The 14,527-nt window shown below is 66.2% G+C and carries 15 protein-coding genes; 5 read left to right on the top strand and 10 right to left on the bottom strand.

Translation table 11 applies throughout. The features are described from left to right. The first annotated feature begins 111 nt into the window (after window positions 1–111). The gene (locus BG61_RS42730; protein ID WP_158447170.1) at window positions 112–258 is read left to right on the top strand and encodes a hypothetical protein; all 147 of its coding nucleotides are present in this window, start codon (window positions 112–114) and stop codon (window positions 256–258) included. A 410-nt stretch (window positions 259–668) separates the two neighbouring features. Here BG61_RS42730 and BG61_RS07430 read toward each other — a convergent pair whose 3' ends face one another. Both BG61_RS07430 and BG61_RS07425 read right to left on the bottom strand, forming a co-directional pair. Then, a complete protein-coding gene (locus tag BG61_RS07430) occupies window positions 669–1,385 on the bottom strand; it encodes an extensin-like domain-containing protein (protein WP_232256077.1) in 717 nt (238 codons plus the stop codon). Window positions 1,386–1,435: 50 nt separating this feature from the next. Further along, window positions 1,436–1,849, bottom strand: coding sequence for a DUF3331 domain-containing protein (locus BG61_RS07425; protein WP_035929572.1), 414 nt, complete (start codon window positions 1,847–1,849; stop codon window positions 1,436–1,438). A 427-nt stretch (window positions 1,850–2,276) separates the two neighbouring features. Between BG61_RS07425 and BG61_RS07420 the strand changes: the two genes are divergently transcribed. The 4 genes from BG61_RS07420 (at window position 2,277) to BG61_RS07405 (ending at window position 6,196) form a co-directional block, all read left to right on the top strand. Further along, entirely contained in the window at window positions 2,277–3,143 is an 867-nt protein-coding gene (locus tag BG61_RS07420) for a TauD/TfdA dioxygenase family protein (RefSeq protein WP_232256082.1), read from the top strand. A 35-nt stretch (window positions 3,144–3,178) separates the two neighbouring features. Further along, window positions 3,179–4,240, top strand: a complete 1,062-nt coding sequence (locus BG61_RS07415) for an ABC transporter substrate-binding protein (protein ID WP_051672350.1) — start codon at window positions 3,179–3,181, stop codon at window positions 4,238–4,240. 223 nt (window positions 4,241–4,463) lie between these two features. Continuing rightward, the gene (locus BG61_RS07410) at window positions 4,464–5,303 is read left to right on the top strand and encodes an ABC transporter ATP-binding protein (RefSeq protein ID WP_035929565.1); all 840 of its coding nucleotides are present in this window, start codon (window positions 4,464–4,466) and stop codon (window positions 5,301–5,303) included. Further along, entirely contained in the window at window positions 5,300–6,196 is an 897-nt protein-coding gene (locus BG61_RS07405) for an ABC transporter permease (RefSeq protein WP_035929562.1), read from the top strand. The genes BG61_RS07410 and BG61_RS07405 overlap by 4 nt, the downstream gene beginning before the upstream one ends. 10 nt (window positions 6,197–6,206) lie before the next feature. Here BG61_RS07405 and BG61_RS07400 read toward each other — a convergent pair whose 3' ends face one another. From BG61_RS07400 to norR, 8 genes are all read right to left on the bottom strand, one after another. After that, window positions 6,207–7,295 carry an NAD(P)/FAD-dependent oxidoreductase gene (locus tag BG61_RS07400; protein ID WP_035929560.1) on the bottom strand — a complete coding sequence of 363 codons (1,089 nt, stop codon included), beginning with the start codon at window positions 7,293–7,295 and terminating at the stop codon, window positions 6,207–6,209. 129 nt (window positions 7,296–7,424) lie between these two features. Next, on the bottom strand, window positions 7,425–8,225 hold the full coding sequence (locus tag BG61_RS07395) for a c-type cytochrome (RefSeq protein WP_035929558.1): 801 nt from the start codon (window positions 8,223–8,225) through the stop codon (window positions 7,425–7,427). Further along, a complete protein-coding gene (locus tag BG61_RS07390) occupies window positions 8,222–9,847 on the bottom strand; it encodes a b(o/a)3-type cytochrome-c oxidase subunit 1 (protein ID WP_035929555.1) in 1,626 nt (541 codons plus the stop codon). Before BG61_RS07390 ends, BG61_RS07395 begins: the two co-directional genes overlap by 4 nt. Further along, on the bottom strand, window positions 9,837–10,403 hold the full coding sequence (locus tag BG61_RS07385) for a cupredoxin domain-containing protein (protein WP_035929992.1): 567 nt from the start codon (window positions 10,401–10,403) through the stop codon (window positions 9,837–9,839). Before BG61_RS07385 ends, BG61_RS07390 begins: the two co-directional genes overlap by 11 nt. A gap of 10 nt (window positions 10,404–10,413) precedes the next feature. Then, window positions 10,414–10,587 carry a hypothetical protein gene (locus tag BG61_RS43215; protein WP_035929552.1) on the bottom strand — a complete coding sequence of 58 codons (174 nt, stop codon included), beginning with the start codon at window positions 10,585–10,587 and terminating at the stop codon, window positions 10,414–10,416. 7 nt (window positions 10,588–10,594) lie between these two features. Then, window positions 10,595–11,905 carry a c-type cytochrome gene (locus BG61_RS07375; protein ID WP_035929989.1) on the bottom strand — a complete coding sequence of 437 codons (1,311 nt, stop codon included), beginning with the start codon at window positions 11,903–11,905 and terminating at the stop codon, window positions 10,595–10,597. A gap of 2 nt (window positions 11,906–11,907) precedes the next feature. Continuing rightward, window positions 11,908–12,531, bottom strand: a complete 624-nt coding sequence (locus tag BG61_RS07370) for a c-type cytochrome (protein ID WP_051672362.1) — start codon at window positions 12,529–12,531, stop codon at window positions 11,908–11,910. 380 nt (window positions 12,532–12,911) lie between these two features. Next, window positions 12,912–14,516 carry a nitric oxide reductase transcriptional regulator NorR gene (gene norR / locus BG61_RS07365; RefSeq protein ID WP_035929545.1) on the bottom strand — a complete coding sequence of 535 codons (1,605 nt, stop codon included), beginning with the start codon at window positions 14,514–14,516 and terminating at the stop codon, window positions 12,912–12,914. Between the last annotated feature and the right edge of the window lie 11 nt (window positions 14,517–14,527).

The following is a 14,527-nucleotide window of genomic DNA, read 5'->3' as shown; positions in this document are numbered from 1 at the left end:
CGTCGTGCGATTGGCAGTGTTGGACGCGTCCTTTCGATTGCCGTGAAGGACGCCAGCACGCAAACTGAATTCAACGAAGCACTGTTCGTTCAACCTTCCGGAGAGCCGCACATGAACCCGCAAACCGACACCCCGGCGTTCCAGCCGACGCCTCAATTCGCCGAAGTCTCCGACGACCGGCACAACCGCCTGCTCGACCAGGCCCTCGAGGCAACCTTTCCTGCGAGCGATCCGATTTCGCCGAGCGTCTTCTACTGAAGTGCACTCTCGACGTCTCGCGCCTGGCCCGACGATTGTAGCAAGGGCCGGCGGTTCGATGACTGCGTCGCCGCATGTGCCCGCTTGGGACGGCGGGTATCGGGATGGACGCGGGATGGATGTGGGATGGATGTGCCCGGTCTCGCCTGACGACTTCACCGAAGACGAGCGCAGGCTCGTGGCAGCGGCGCATCCGCGGGAGATCAGCTTCAGGAAGGCGATCATCGACGCATGCGCGAAAGCACGCGGCAGAAGCCGGAGTCGACGTCCGGCAACATGGCAACATGAAGGCGACCCGGCCTGGATGCGCCCGAAGTCATGCAGCACCATCCCGGCCTCGGCCTGAAACGGCGGCTTCCGCGACTTCGCGACCTGCCGCAATCCCGCGCACCGGCGCCGCTGATCGCTCCCTAGCGGCACATGCGGTAGGGTCCCATGTCGACGTGAAAATGCGTTCGATGCAGCGCGTTGTAGTCGGGTCCGAGGGTCGTGTTGAACACGCGGCACGCGCCCTCGTGAACGCGGCGCAGAAAGGCCGCGTCGGCGGAGCCTTCGTCCCAGCGCGCGAGCGTGATGCGCCGGCCGTCTTCGAGCACGAAACCCGTGAGGTCGATCGCGTTGGCGCTCGCGTGCTGACTCAGCCGACCGTCCTGCCTGTTATTCGGGCTGTTGTTCACGTTGCGGCAGGCGTAGCTTCCGACGTGATCGATCCTTTTCACGCCCTGCCCGAAGAATTCCCCGGCCGCGGGCCGCAGATACTGTCGCTCGAAAAGCGCCATGCCGATCGCGAGCGGGCAGCTCGCTATGAACGGTCCGCCGTATCCGGCGTCCGAATGCGTCACACGCACTGCATCTTTTAGCTCACAGCCGGCGGGCGCCGAGGAATCGGCAACCGGACGATACGTCAAGCCCGACGTTTCGAGCGCAGCCGCGCACGTCGCAGGATCGCGCGTGGTTCGCCACAGCTTGATTGCGGTAAGCGGTCCCGGCGGTTCGCGCACATCGAGCGGCGCGAATGGATTCCACTTCGGCGGCACCTTCACGCGTCCGGAGTGGATCGCGTATCCCGACATGATGGCGGCAATCAGGAAGATGAGCAGCAGCCCCCGGACAATGGTTGCGCCCACCTGTTGCTCCTGAATCCGATCGATACCGACCGGGGGAGCATGAGGCGTGCCTATCCGCGCGGGACGTCTTCGACAATCGCAGCCAGAATCATCGCGCTCGCATTGAGCGGCGACGGCCTGCATGCGCGCGGACGGTAGATCGCGTCACCGCGCCCGATACTCTTGCCGCTCACCGCGCACGTGCCGGGCTGCCGCGCGATGCTCGCGCGCCATACCTGGTCGCCGTAGCGGCACGCCCGCGGATCGCACCATGCGACAGTCGCCGTGCTGGACGTCGGGCGGTCGATTACGCTCACCACTACGTCCGCATGTTGCGGCCTGTCCATCTCGGCACGCAGCCGTTTCGCGACTTTTTCTCCGGCACGCTGCGTATCGCGCGCGCGCGCGTTCGTCGCGGCCGACAGCTTCGTGAGCCAGCCGACCGTCTGCAACCACGGATCGATACCGATGGCTTGTCCACTCATGTGGCACCTCTTCTCGTCAGACAAGGAAGCCCCGGCGCGGCGCGCACCGGGCATTGACAGCAAGTCGAAACGAAGCGGCGGCGTCGAAGGCATTGCTGCGCCGGGCGTCACGACCCGATGCCACGCGGTAGATGCAGCCAGTGACGCGCCGCGATGGCCAAACCTTATCGCGATCGAAAGAGGCGCACCATGCTACCTACGTATAGGTAATAGCACGTAGGTGTAGGGCGAACCTTCGCTGCTCGAGCGAACGGCTAATCGCCAAAACAGATAAACGTATGGCTTTTCCTTCGTTGACCCTGCTTGCGCGGCGCAATAGATTCCATCTTTCGAACAATGACAAGCCGCGCTTTTGCGCCCCCCGATCTTGACCACCACATCTTCCCGATCCGCTCAGGCGCCGCATGAACCCGAGGCAGGCGCTCCGATCCACGGCCCGTCCGGGGCGCTGGAAATCCGTCCGTTCGATGCCCCCGTCGGCGCCGAGGTGATCGGCCTCGACCTGTCGCGGCCGCTCGGCGCGGCCGACTTCGAGCGCATTCACCGCGCGCATCTCGATCATCATGTGCTCGTCTTTCGCGACCAGCGCATCACGCCGGAACAGCACATTGCGTTCAGCAGGCGCTTCGGGCCGCTGCAGATTCACGTGCTGCACCAGTTCCAGTTGGCGGGCCATCCGGAGATGCTGATCGTCTCGAACATTCTGGAGAATGGCCAGCCGATCGGCCTCGGCGACGCCGGGCACTTCTGGCACTCCGACCTCTCCTACAAGGAAAAGCCGAGCCTCGGCTCCCTGCTGCACGCGCAGGAACTGCCCGCCGAAGGCGGCGACACGCTGTTCGCCAACATGCACCTCGCCTGGGACACGCTGCCCGCGCATTTGCGCGATGCCGTCGAAGGGCGTTCGGCCGAGCACACGTATCTCGCGAAATACGCGGAGCTGCAAAAGCGCAGCCCCTGGCGGCCGAACCTATCGACGCAGCAGATCGCGCAGGTCGAGCCGGTCGTGCATCCGATCGTTCGTACGCATCCGGAGACCGGCCGCAAGGCGCTTTTCGTGAGCGAGCACTTCACGACGCGCGTGATCGGCCTGCCCGAAGACGAGAGCCAGGCGCTGCTCGCCGCGCTTTTCGCGCACAGCGTGCGGCCCGAGCACATCTATCGTCACCGCTGGCGCGAACACGATCTCGTCTTCTGGGACAACCGCTCGCTGATGCATCTCGCGGCGGGCACGCCGGATCACCTGCGCCGCAAGCTGTACCGCACGACCATCGAAGGCGACGTGCCGTTCTGAACCGACAAAATCAACGACCGACCACAGGACCGCCGATGCTGCTTGCGCTTTTTTCGCTTTATTCGTCAAACATTCATAAAAGTGTCACGCGCCGCGCCGTCGCGGCATCCGTTGCGATGTCGATCGGCGTTGCCGCGCTCGGCACGGCGGCGCCCGCGCGCGCCGAAGGCACGATCCGCATCGCCGAGCAGTTCGGCGTGGTGTATCTGCTGCTCAACGTCGCGCGCGACCAGAAGCTCATCGAGAAGGAAGGCAAAAAGGAAGGGCTCGACATCAAGGTCGAATGGGCGAAGCTCTCGGGCGGCGCCGCGGTCAACGATGCGCTGCTCTCCGGCTCGATCGATATCGCGGGCGCGGGCGTCGGTCCGCTTCTCACGATCTGGGACCGCACGCGTGGACGGCAGAACGTAAAGGGCGTCGCCTCGCTCGGCAATCTGCCGTACTACCTCGTGTCGAACGATCCGCGCGTGAAGACGATTGCGGACTTCAGCGACAAGGATCGCATCGCGGTGCCGGCCGTCTCGGTGTCGGTGCAGTCGCGCGTGCTGCAGTTCGCCGCGGCGAAGCGCTGGGGCGACAAGGAGTACAACCGCCTCGACAAGCTCACGCAGGCGGTGCCGCACCCCGACGCGACGGCCGCGATCATCGCGGGCGGCACGGAGATCAGCGGCCATTTTGGCAACCCGCCGTTCCAGGATCAGGAACTCGCGGGCAATCCGAAGGCACATGTCGTGCTGAATTCGTATGACGTGCTGGGCGGGCCGAGTTCCGCGACGGTGCTCTACGCGACGGAGAAATTCCGCGACGAGAACCCGAAGACCTACCGCGCGTTCGTCGCGGCGCTCGCGGACGCGGCGCAGTTCGTCACGCAGCACCCGGAAGACGCAGCCGACATCTACATCCGCGTGAACAACGCGAAGATCGACCGCAACCTGCTCGTGAAGATCATCCGGAACCCCGAGGTCGAGTTCAAGGTGGCGCCGCAGAACACGTTCGCGCTCGCGCAGTTCATGCATCGCGTGGGCGCGATCAGGAACGAGCCGAAGTCGTGGCAGGACTATTTCTTCACCGATCCGGCGACAAGCAAGGGCAGTTGACGGGGCGCTCCGGCACCTGCATGTGAGAAGGCCCGCTCCCCAGCGGGCCTTTCTACTTCTGCGCTTACGGCTTGCGGCTTGCGGCTTGCGGCTTGCGGCTTGCGTCGATAAAGCAGCGCAACCGGCGCTTATGCGTCAGCCTGTTTTGAATATGCGCAATGATTGGTTTGCCGGCGCGCGCCGCGGCCTTATGTTGATGCTTTGAGCACGAGTCGCACAATTCATGGTGGCCGATCCCGCAGTCCTCTACTCTCCCGCCGCGCAAAGCGCCGCACCGTCGCGCGAGCAACGCTCGAGCGAAAAGCTGCTCGCCGTCGACAACGTCAGCCTCGAATACCGCACCCGCGAGCGCATCGTGCGCGCGACGCATCAGGTCAGCTTCGACGTCTACGGCGGCGACCGCTTCGTGCTGCTCGGCCCGTCCGGCTGCGGGAAATCGACGTTGCTCAAGGCAGTCGCGGGCTTCATCGAGCCGAGCGCAGGCAGCATCGCGCTCGACGGCAAGCCCGTTCGCGGACCGGGCGCCGATCGCATCGTCGTGTTCCAGGAGTTCGATCAATTGCCGCCGTGGAAGACGGTGTTGCAGAACGTCGCGTTTCCGTTGCGTGTCGCGCGCAAGCTGGGCCGCGCCGAGGCCCGCGAGCGCGCGCTGCATTACCTCGACAAGGTCGGGCTCGCGCAGTTCGCCCATGCGTATCCGCACACGCTGTCTGGCGGCATGAAGCAGCGTGTCGCAATCGCGCGCGCCCTCGCGATGCAGCCGCGCGTGCTGCTGATGGACGAACCCTTCGCCGCGCTCGATGCGCTCACGCGCCGGCGGATGCAGGAAGAGCTGCTGCGCCTCTGGGACGACGCGCGCTTCACGCTCCTCTTCGTCACGCATTCGATCGAGGAGGCGCTGATCGTCGGCAATCGCATCCTGCTGCTGAGCCCGCATCCCGGACGCGTGCGCGCCGAACTGAACAGCCATCAATACACGCATGAGTCCGGCGGGCACGAGTTCCAGCAGAGCGTCGCGCGCATCCACCGGCTCCTCTTCGAAGAAACGGAACCCGCACGATGAGCACGCCCGCCCCGACCGCCCCGCATACCCCGCTCGAGCCGCCCGTGCGCGCCGAATACGAACGGCCGCTGCAACCGCTCGGCGATGTCGCTGCCGAGGCGCCGCTGCCGCTCGCAAGACGCATCGTCGACCAGACATGGCTGCGCAAGACAGCGATCGCGCTCGTGCTCATCGCCGTGTGGGAGATCGCGGCACGCGCCGTCGATAACGATCTGCTGCTGCCCACGTTCAGCGCGACGCTCGCCGCTTTCGTGCAGGGCGTGATGTCCGGCGAGCTTCTGAGCAAGACCGCGATCTCGATGTCGGTGCTGCTGCGCGGCTACCTGATCGGCGCCGCGCTCGCGTTCGCGTTGACGTCGCTTGCCGTGTCGACGCGCTTCGGCCGCGACCTGCTTTCCATGCTCACCGCGATGTTCAATCCCCTGCCCTCGATCGCGCTGCTGCCGCTCGCGCTGCTCTGGTTCGGGCTCGGCACCGGCAGCCTGCTGTTCGTGCTCGTGCATTCGGTATTGTGGCCGCTCGCGCTGAACACGTATTCGGGCTTTCAGGCGGTGCCGCAGACGCTGCGCATGACAGGACGCAACTACGGGCTCACCGGCCTGCGTCACGTGCTACTGATCCTCGTGCCGGCCGCGCTGCCCTCGATTCTCGCCGGCCTGCGCGTGGGCTGGGCGTTCGCGTGGCGCACGCTAATCGCCGCGGAACTCGTGTTCGGCGCGAGTTCGGGGAACGGCGGACTGGGGTGGTACATCTTTCAGAACCGCAACGAGCTTTACACCGATCGGGTGTTCGCGGGGCTCGCCGCGGTGATCGTGATCGGGCTGATCGTCGAGCATGTGGTGTTCGATACGCTAGAACGCGTGACCGTCAGGCGCTGGGGCGTGCAGCACTAGGCGCGTGCGCTCAGTTGGCCGCCGTCGCACTGGCCTGAACGCGCTCGGCGAGTTTCGTGTCGTAGCTCGAATGCACGTGCACGCGCTTCTTCTCCGGATACGCGTATGAATAGGCCTTTCGCAGCGCGAGCGACGCCTCGTGAAAGCCCGAGAGAATGAGCTTCTGCTTGTTCGGATAGTTCGCGATGTCGCCAACCGCGAAGATGCCCGGACGCGAAGACTCGTAATTCGACGTATCCACTTCGATGCGGCCGCCGCGAATATCGAGGCCCCAGCCGGCGATCGGACCGAGATCCGCGACGAGCCCGTACAGCACGACGAGCTTGTCCGCCGCGCGTTCGCTCACGCCCTCCACCTGCTTGATCTCGATCGACTGCAGCGTGCCGCCGGGTGCCTTCAACCCGCCGATCATGCCGACCACGAAATCCATCTCGCCCGCGGCCACTGCACGTTTCATGCTCTCCACCGACGACGCCGTCGCGCTGAACCCGCTGCGCCGGTGAACGAGCGTCAGGCGCCGCGCGACCTTGCGCAGCGCGAGCGCCCAGTCGAGCGCCGAGTCGCCGCCGCCCGCGACGACCACGTCCTTGCCGGCGAAGTCCGCGAGGCGCGGCACGCTGTAGAGAACATCGCGCTCTTCCAGCGCCGCCGCTTCGGGAAGCATCAGACGTTGCGGCAGAAACGCGCCGTTGCCGGCCGCGAGCATGACCGCGGCGGCATCGAACACCATGCCCTGCTCCGTGCGCACGGTCCAGCGGCCGTCGTCGCGCTGCACGACGTCCATCACGCGCTGGTCGAGATGAATCGGCACGTCGAACGGGCGGCACTGCTGCATCAGGCGCTCGACCAGCTCGCGTGCGGTGCACGAGGGAATCGCGGGAATGTCGTAGATCGGCTTGTCGGGATACAGCTCCACGCATTGCCCGCCGACGCGCCCGAGCGCGTCCACGATCTGGCACGAAAGACCGACCACACCCGCCTCGAATGCGGCGAAAAGCCCGACGGGACCGGCGCCGACGATCAGCACGTCGGTGCGGAGCGGAGCGTGTTCCTGCGCTGGTTTCTGCGCGTATTCAACGGGATTTGCATCGGATTGCATGGGCTCTACCTGGCTTGGACGCGTGCAAACTCACGCGTCGACGAGCCCAAGATACAGAAAGCCCCAGGCGCGGGCAACGATAACACCGCGGGCGGTGTGGACGAACGGCGCCTCGCGAGGCGGCGCGGATCAGCGCTCGCCGGCGCCCGCGTAGTAGGCCGCGGCCGCGTCCATCTCGGCGGGCGTCATGTTGCGCGCCACGTTGCGCATCTGCGCGTTGATGTCGTTGCTGCGCGCGCCGCTGGCGAACGCCTGCAACTGCGCCTTCGTGTAGGTGGCGGAAAGCCCTTCGAGCCACGGGCTGCCCGCCTTGTTGTCGATGCCGCCGTGACACGCGGCGCAAGGCGCGATATTGCGCATCGGCGCACCGTGCGCGACGATGTCCGGCACGTGCGTCGCGCTCACCGCGCGCGTCGCGGCCGGCTTCGGCAGGCTTGCGTAATACGCGGACAGGTCGCGCATGTCCTGATCGCTCAGGTTCATCGCCATCGGCGACATGACCGCGTTCTTGCGCGCGCCGGTCTGAAAGTCGATCAGCTGCTTGTAGATCACGACCGCGTACTGGCCCGCGAGATTCGGCGAATTCGCGTCGCTCATGCCGCGCTCGCCGTGGCACATGGTGCAGCGAAGCGCGAGCGTCGCGCCGCGTCCGATGGAATTGGCGCTGGAAACCGCGAGCAGTTGCGGCGTGACTTCGACGGAACTCATGCGCACGCGCGGCTCGACGGGCGTTTCGGCGGCGAACCATTTCTGCGGGACGCCGGCCGCGCTGCAGATCGCGTTCCAGATGCCCTGGAACGGCGTGTCGCGCTGCACCGAGGGCAGCCACACAAAGCCGATGAGCGCCGACACCACGGCCACGCCTACCGCGATCCCGACGCTCGTCGCGAACCAGCGGTTCCGAAACGTGAAGAGTTTCTCTTCGCTCATCGCTGCACTCCGATCGGAACGGCGGGCACCGATGTCTCGGCCCGCGTCATCAGCTGCGCGATCGGATAGCCGTAGTTGACGAGCGTGAGGCCGATCATCAGCGCGAGCCACAGGCCGAAGCTGTTCAGCGCCACCGGGAGGGTTCTCGGCTCATGCACGGCGCGGCTGAAGCGGAACTCCTCGGGCACGACGCGCGGGGCGCGATGCGCGCGGATCAGGATGATGAAGAAGAGCACCGCCGAGACGACGAGGATGAATCCCCCGATCACCGAAAGGATTACCGAGAACGCCTGCGCCGCGATCTCGGGATTGGTGTAGTCGTAGAACGCCATGCGGCGCGGCATGCCGAGAATGCCGACGTAGTGCCACGGAAACGTCAGCACGATCATGCCGATGAACCACAGCCACAGCTGAGCGCGCATGAGCTTCACGCTCAGCATCGCGCGGCCCGTGAGATGCGGCCACAGGTCGTAGGCGATCGCGAAGTACATGATCACGATCGCGCCCGCGAAGATCAGGTGAAAATGCCCGGTGATCCACTGCGTGTTGTGGATCGTCGAGTCGAGCTGATAGCTCATGTTGATGATGCCGCCCGCGCCGCCGAAGCCGAGCATCACGAAGGAGAACGCCACCGCGAGCATCATCGGGTTCTGCCACGGCAGCGCGCCGATCCAGCGCAGCGCGCCCTTGCCGCCGCGCAGGCGCGCGGCGATCTCGACCGACGCGCAGATCGTGAAGACCGTCAGGAGCGTGGGCACGGCGACGAGCGCGGTGAACACCGAATGCAGGAACTTGAAGCCCGAGCCGACCTGCGGATCGGCGAAAAGATGGTGAATGCCGATCGGCATCGACACCACGAGAAACAGGATGAACGAGATGCGCGCCATCGAATCGCTGTAGAGACGCCCGCCGATCGCGCGCGGAATGATCGTGTAATACGCAATGTAGGCCGGCATCAGCCAGAAGTAGACGATCGCGTGCAGCGTCCACGAGAAGAACACGCGGGCGAGCCCCGCGTCGATGGTCGACTTGAAGCCGAACGCGACGGGCAGGATCTGGAAGATGATTTCGAGCGCCGCGCCGACCGCCGTCCACCCCCACAGATAGGCACCGGCAACGGTCGCGAACATCGCGAGCGGCACGGGCTTGCCCCGGTTCTCGCGCTTCCACGCGGCGAGATTCACCGACATCAGCGCGACCCAGATCCACGAGCCCACCACGACGAGCACCACGCCGAGGTAATAAAACACGTTGCCGATCATCGGCGGATAGAACGTGTAGAGCACCGAGGCGAGTCCCATCGCCACGGGCACCATCGCCATGACCGTGCCGATCGCGACCAGCGCGAAGCCGATCCACGCCCAGCGCAGGCCGATCAGCGCCTTCTTCAGCGCGAGCTCGCTCACCGCATAGCCGAAGCCCATCGCGACGAGCGTCGGGAACACGTAGCCCATCGCCGAGCCGTGCGCCGTGACCGAGCGGTAGTAGATCTCCGGGTCCTGCAGCCACGGATGCAGCGGGCTGCGCACGAGCATCTGCCACGCGCCGAGCAGGAGTGCGAGTCCGAATGCCGCGAACGCCAGCCAGAAATGCCAGAGCACGAGTCGCTTGCTATTTAACACAGCTGAGCCTCCGCGAATTCGCCGGCATGCTCTCGGCCATTTGCATGAACGCGGCGCGGTCGATCACCTTGACGTGCGCCCACATGCCCTGATGTCCCACGCCGCAGAACTCGTGACACGGCATCAGATGCTCGCCGGTCTGGTTGAACGTGGTCCGGAACGTCGCGATGTAGCCGGGTTCGAGCATCGAATTGATGTTCGTGTTCGTGATGAGAAAGCCGTGCACGACATCGGAACTCGTCGCGCGAAACGTGATGGGCGTGTTCGCCGGGATGAGCAGGCACTGCGGCGTGAACGAGTACTGCTGCGCGACGATGCGCACGGTCACCGAGCCGTCGGGCTCGACCGCGCTGCCGAGGTTGCTCTCGATGAACTCGCCCGACACGTGCAGCGTTTCGGGCCTCACCGTCTCGACGCGCGACGGCGGCATCATCGCCCATTGCAGCCCCGTGTAGACCACCATCCCGATGAGCACCAGGATGATCACGATGACGAGCGTCGCCCAGCGCCTCTCGACGCGCTCGGCGACATCGTGTGATGAGGAATTCATGGCCATGTGCGCCGCCTCACTGGATCACGCCGCGAGGCAGGAAAACCATGAAGTAGAACGCGAACCACATGCCGATGACGATCGCCGTCGAGATGCCCGCAAGCGCGATCGCGCCGCCGGGCCCGCTCTCGACGATCTTGTCAACGGTTTCGTCGTGGTCCGCGTCCCCATCCGTGAATGGCTTCGTCATCGCGTCCTCAATAAAGTGGCGCCGAGCGCAGTTCGTTCACTTCCTTGACCGTCACGGGCGCGCCGTGATTGCCCCACGCCGTGCGGATATAGGTGACGACGGCCGCCACCTCCACGTCCGAGAGCGACTGCGCGAACGGCGGCATGCCGTAGGGCATCGGATTCTTCTTCGTCCCGGGCGGGTAGCCGCCGTTCAGGACCATGCGGATCGGATTGACGGCGGAGTCCATCTCGATCGACTGGTTGTTCGCGAGCGGCGGAAAATGCGGAAGCTTCCCCTGCCCCTGTGCCGCATGGCAGACCGCGCACTCCGCGTCGTACACCTTCTTGCCGAGCGGCGCGAGACTGCTGCGCTGTTCGGCGACCGCCGCGCTCGGCGGCGCGGGCTTGTCGCCCGAACGCGCGGGCAGCGCCTTCAGGTACACGGCCATCGCGCGCACGTCCTCCTCGGTCAGATACTGCAGGCTGTTGTAGACCACTTCGGCCATCGGCCCGTACACGGCCCCGCGATTCGAGACGCCCGCATGCAGCAGGCCGACGATGTCCTCGATGCTCCAGTCGCCGAGGCCCGCCTCCTTGTTCGACGTGAGCGAGGGCGCGTACCAGTTCTGCAGCGGGATCAGCCCGCCCTCGAATTCCTTCGACGTGACGTTGCCGCCGAGCGCATTGATCGCCGTATGGCACATCGAGCAATGCCCGAGACCTTCGACCAGATACGCGCCGCGGTTCCACTCCGCCGACTGCTTCGGATCGGGCTCGTACTCGCCCTGCCGGAAAAAGAGCGTGCGCCAGCCGATCAGCAGTTGCCGCTTGTTGAACGGAAAGCGCAGTTCGTGCGGGCGGTTCGGCTGCTTCACGGGCGGCGTCGCCAGCAGGTAGGCGTAGATCGCATCGGAGTCGGCGCGCGTGACCTTCGTGTAGGAGGTGTACGGCATCGCGGGATAGAGCAGCGAGCCGTCGTTCGACTTGCCGGTGTGCATCATCGTGTAGAACTGTTCGGCGGTCCATTTGCCGATGCCGGTTTCCTTGTCGGAGGAAATATTCGGCGTGAAGAGCGTGCCGAACGGCGTGTCCATCGGGCGTCCGCCGCCGAACACCTTGCCCGCCGGCAGCGTGTGGCACGCGACGCAATCTCCCGCGCGAGCCAGGTATTCGCCGCGCGCGATGAGCGCCGCATCGCCGCCCGCCGCATTGGCCGCGCCCGCCGGCGTTTTGGGCGCGCTCGCCTGCGCGTGCGCGCCGGCAAGCGGCACGAGGCATGCCGCGACGATGCAGCCGGTCAGGACCGCGAGCGCCTTGAGTTGTCGGAGACTGAGCACGTTCAATCCCTCGGCTGGTTGGTCACGCTGCCGCACGCGAGCGGCATCTTGAGCGAACCGGCGGCGACGGGCACCGGGTTGGCCGGCGCGGGCAGCGACGCGAGAAACGCGGCGATCGCCGTGATGTCGCGGTCGCTCAGTTGCGACGCGACGACCTTCATGCAGTCCGGCGCGACGGTGCTGCGCGTGCCGTAGCGCCACGCGCCCAGCTGCGCGCTGAGGTAATCGGCGTGCAGGCCGAGCAGCCCGGGGATCGCGGGCTCCATGCCGGTCATGGCCGCCGCGTGACACGCAACGCACGCGGGCACCTTGCGCGACGCGTCGCCGTTCAGCACGAGCGCCTTGCCGAGCGCGAGGGTCTTGGCGTCGACGGTGACGGGGCTCGGCGGCGGAAACGGCGGATGCTCGGCGGCGAAATAGTCCGCAATCTGCTTCAGGTACGCGTCGGGGAGATAGGCCAGCAGATAGTTCATCGGCGGATACTTGCGACGGCCGTCACGAAACGCCAGCAACTGGTTGTAGAGATATCCGGCGGGCTTGCCCGAGAGGCGCGGAAAGTAGTCGTCGTCCGTTCCTTCGCCCCGCGCGCCGTGACAGGCGGCGCATGCGAGGACACGCGCGGCCATCGTATCCGGTGCGCGCTCCTGTACCGGGTCCGCGGCGAAGCCCTTGAGGCTGAAAAACGCGAGGAGCGCGAAGACGAAAAGGGCGCTGCGTTTTCCCACATGTCCCCCGTTTCGATTTGCCATGGTCGGCCACGGGCGGATCGCGGCGATCCGGCGGCGGCGCTTCTTTCAGGCGATACGTACGACGGCTACGGGTGCGGCTTGGCTGTTCTGATCTTAGAAGACTGCGGGGCTTTTCCCAAGTTTATGCCATCAATAACTACGAATGCCCGAATGCGCAAGCGCGACGTTGCGTTTGAACAATCACAGGCATTCTTTTGATGCCGGCAACAATCGAACTTCGCTCCGGGATACCGCAACCGCACGGCGGCCGTGACGTGCTACTTGAGGCCGAGCCGCTTCGCAAGCCGGTTCAGGTTCGCGCGGTCCATGCCGAGCTCGCGCGCGGCCGATGCCCAGTTCCGGTCGTGCCGCGCGAGCGCGTCGAACAGCACAGTGCGCTCGAACGACGTCACCGTGGAGCGGAAGTCCTGCGTGCCCTCGTCACGCGGCGGCACGCTCGCAGGCTCCGTGCCCGGCGGCGATGCATCCGACAGCCCGAAGTCGCCGGCGTGAAGCGTCAGGATGCGCGGACGTTCGCGATGCGACGCGAGCGCCTTCAGCGCGCTGCGTCCGATCAGATGCTCGAGCTCCCGCACGTTCCCCGGCCAGCGGTAGGCGAGCAGCGCGGCTTGCGCGTCGGCGGAAAGGCGCAGGCTCTGCAGGCCGAGCCGCCAGCGGTTCTCCTCCAGAAAGTAGCCCGCGAGCAGCAGCACGTCGCGCGCGCGCTCGCGCAGCGGCGGCACGACGAGCGGATACACGCTCAGGCGGTGATAGAAGTCCGCGCGAAAACGGCCTTCGCGCACCTCTTCCGCGAGATCGCGGTTGGTCGCGGCGACGAGCCGCACGTCGACTGCATGCTCGCGGTCCGAGCCGATGCGCTGAAGCTGGCCGTTCTGCAGCACGCGCAGCAGCTTCGCCTGCACGGCGAGCGACAGTTCGCCGACCTCGTCGAGAAAGAGCGTGCCGCCGTCGGCGAGTTCGAACTTGCCGCCGCGGTCCGACGACGCGCCCGAGAACGCGCCGCGCACATGCCCGAACAGTTCGCTCTCGACCAGCGTATCGGGCAGCGCCGCGCAGTTCAGGCTGATGAGCGGCTTGCCCGCGCGCGGCGAAAGCGCATGGATCGCGTTCGCCACCAGTTCCTTGCCGACGCCCGTCTCGCCGGTGACGAGCACGGTCAGGTCGCTCGCCGCGACGATCGCGATTTCCTCCAGCAAGCGCTTGTGCACGGCGCTGCTGCCGACCATCTCGCGGTGTCCCGGCCCGCTCGCCTGGCCGCTTGCCTGCCGGTACGCCTCGGCGCGGCGGCGCTCCTCCTCGCCGCTGCGCTCGAGCGCATCGATGCGCTCGACCACGCTCACCGTCGCCGCGGCGAGGCTGATGAAGGCCTGCAGCGACGCCATGTCGACGCCGTCGAAGCGCGCCGGGTCGAGCGCGTCGAGCGTGAGCAGGCCCCACGGCCGCCCGCCGATCACGAGCGGGCAGCCCAGGCAGTCGTGCACTTCGAGATGGCCGGCGAGGCCCGTCACGAGGCCGTCGTAGGGGTCCGGCAAATCCGAATCGGAGGCGAAGCGCGTCGGCCCTGTCTGCGACAGCAATTGCGCGAAGCGCGGATGCTCGCCCACGCGAAAGCGCCGGCCGAGCGTGTCGCTGCTCAGGCCGTCGACGGCGAGCGGCACCAGCGTGTCGCCGTCGAGGCGCAGGAGCGCGGTGGCGTCGCTCGGCACCAGCGCGCGCAGGCCTTGCAGGAGCCGCCGGTAGCGTTCGGTGTCCGGCAGGTCGCGCGAAAGGTCCTGCATCAGCGGCACGAGGGCGTCCAGCAGCTCCCGTGCAGTCGATTTGACCTCGGATGGAGTCTCTTTGACCAGTGTCCGATTGACCATTATTGGCGGTA

Source organism: Caballeronia glathei (assembly GCF_000698595.1).
Lineage (GTDB): Bacteria > Pseudomonadota > Gammaproteobacteria > Burkholderiales > Burkholderiaceae > Caballeronia > Caballeronia glathei.
Note: the sequence above shows the minus strand (reverse complement) of the source record. Positions and strands in the feature narration are given on the sequence as shown.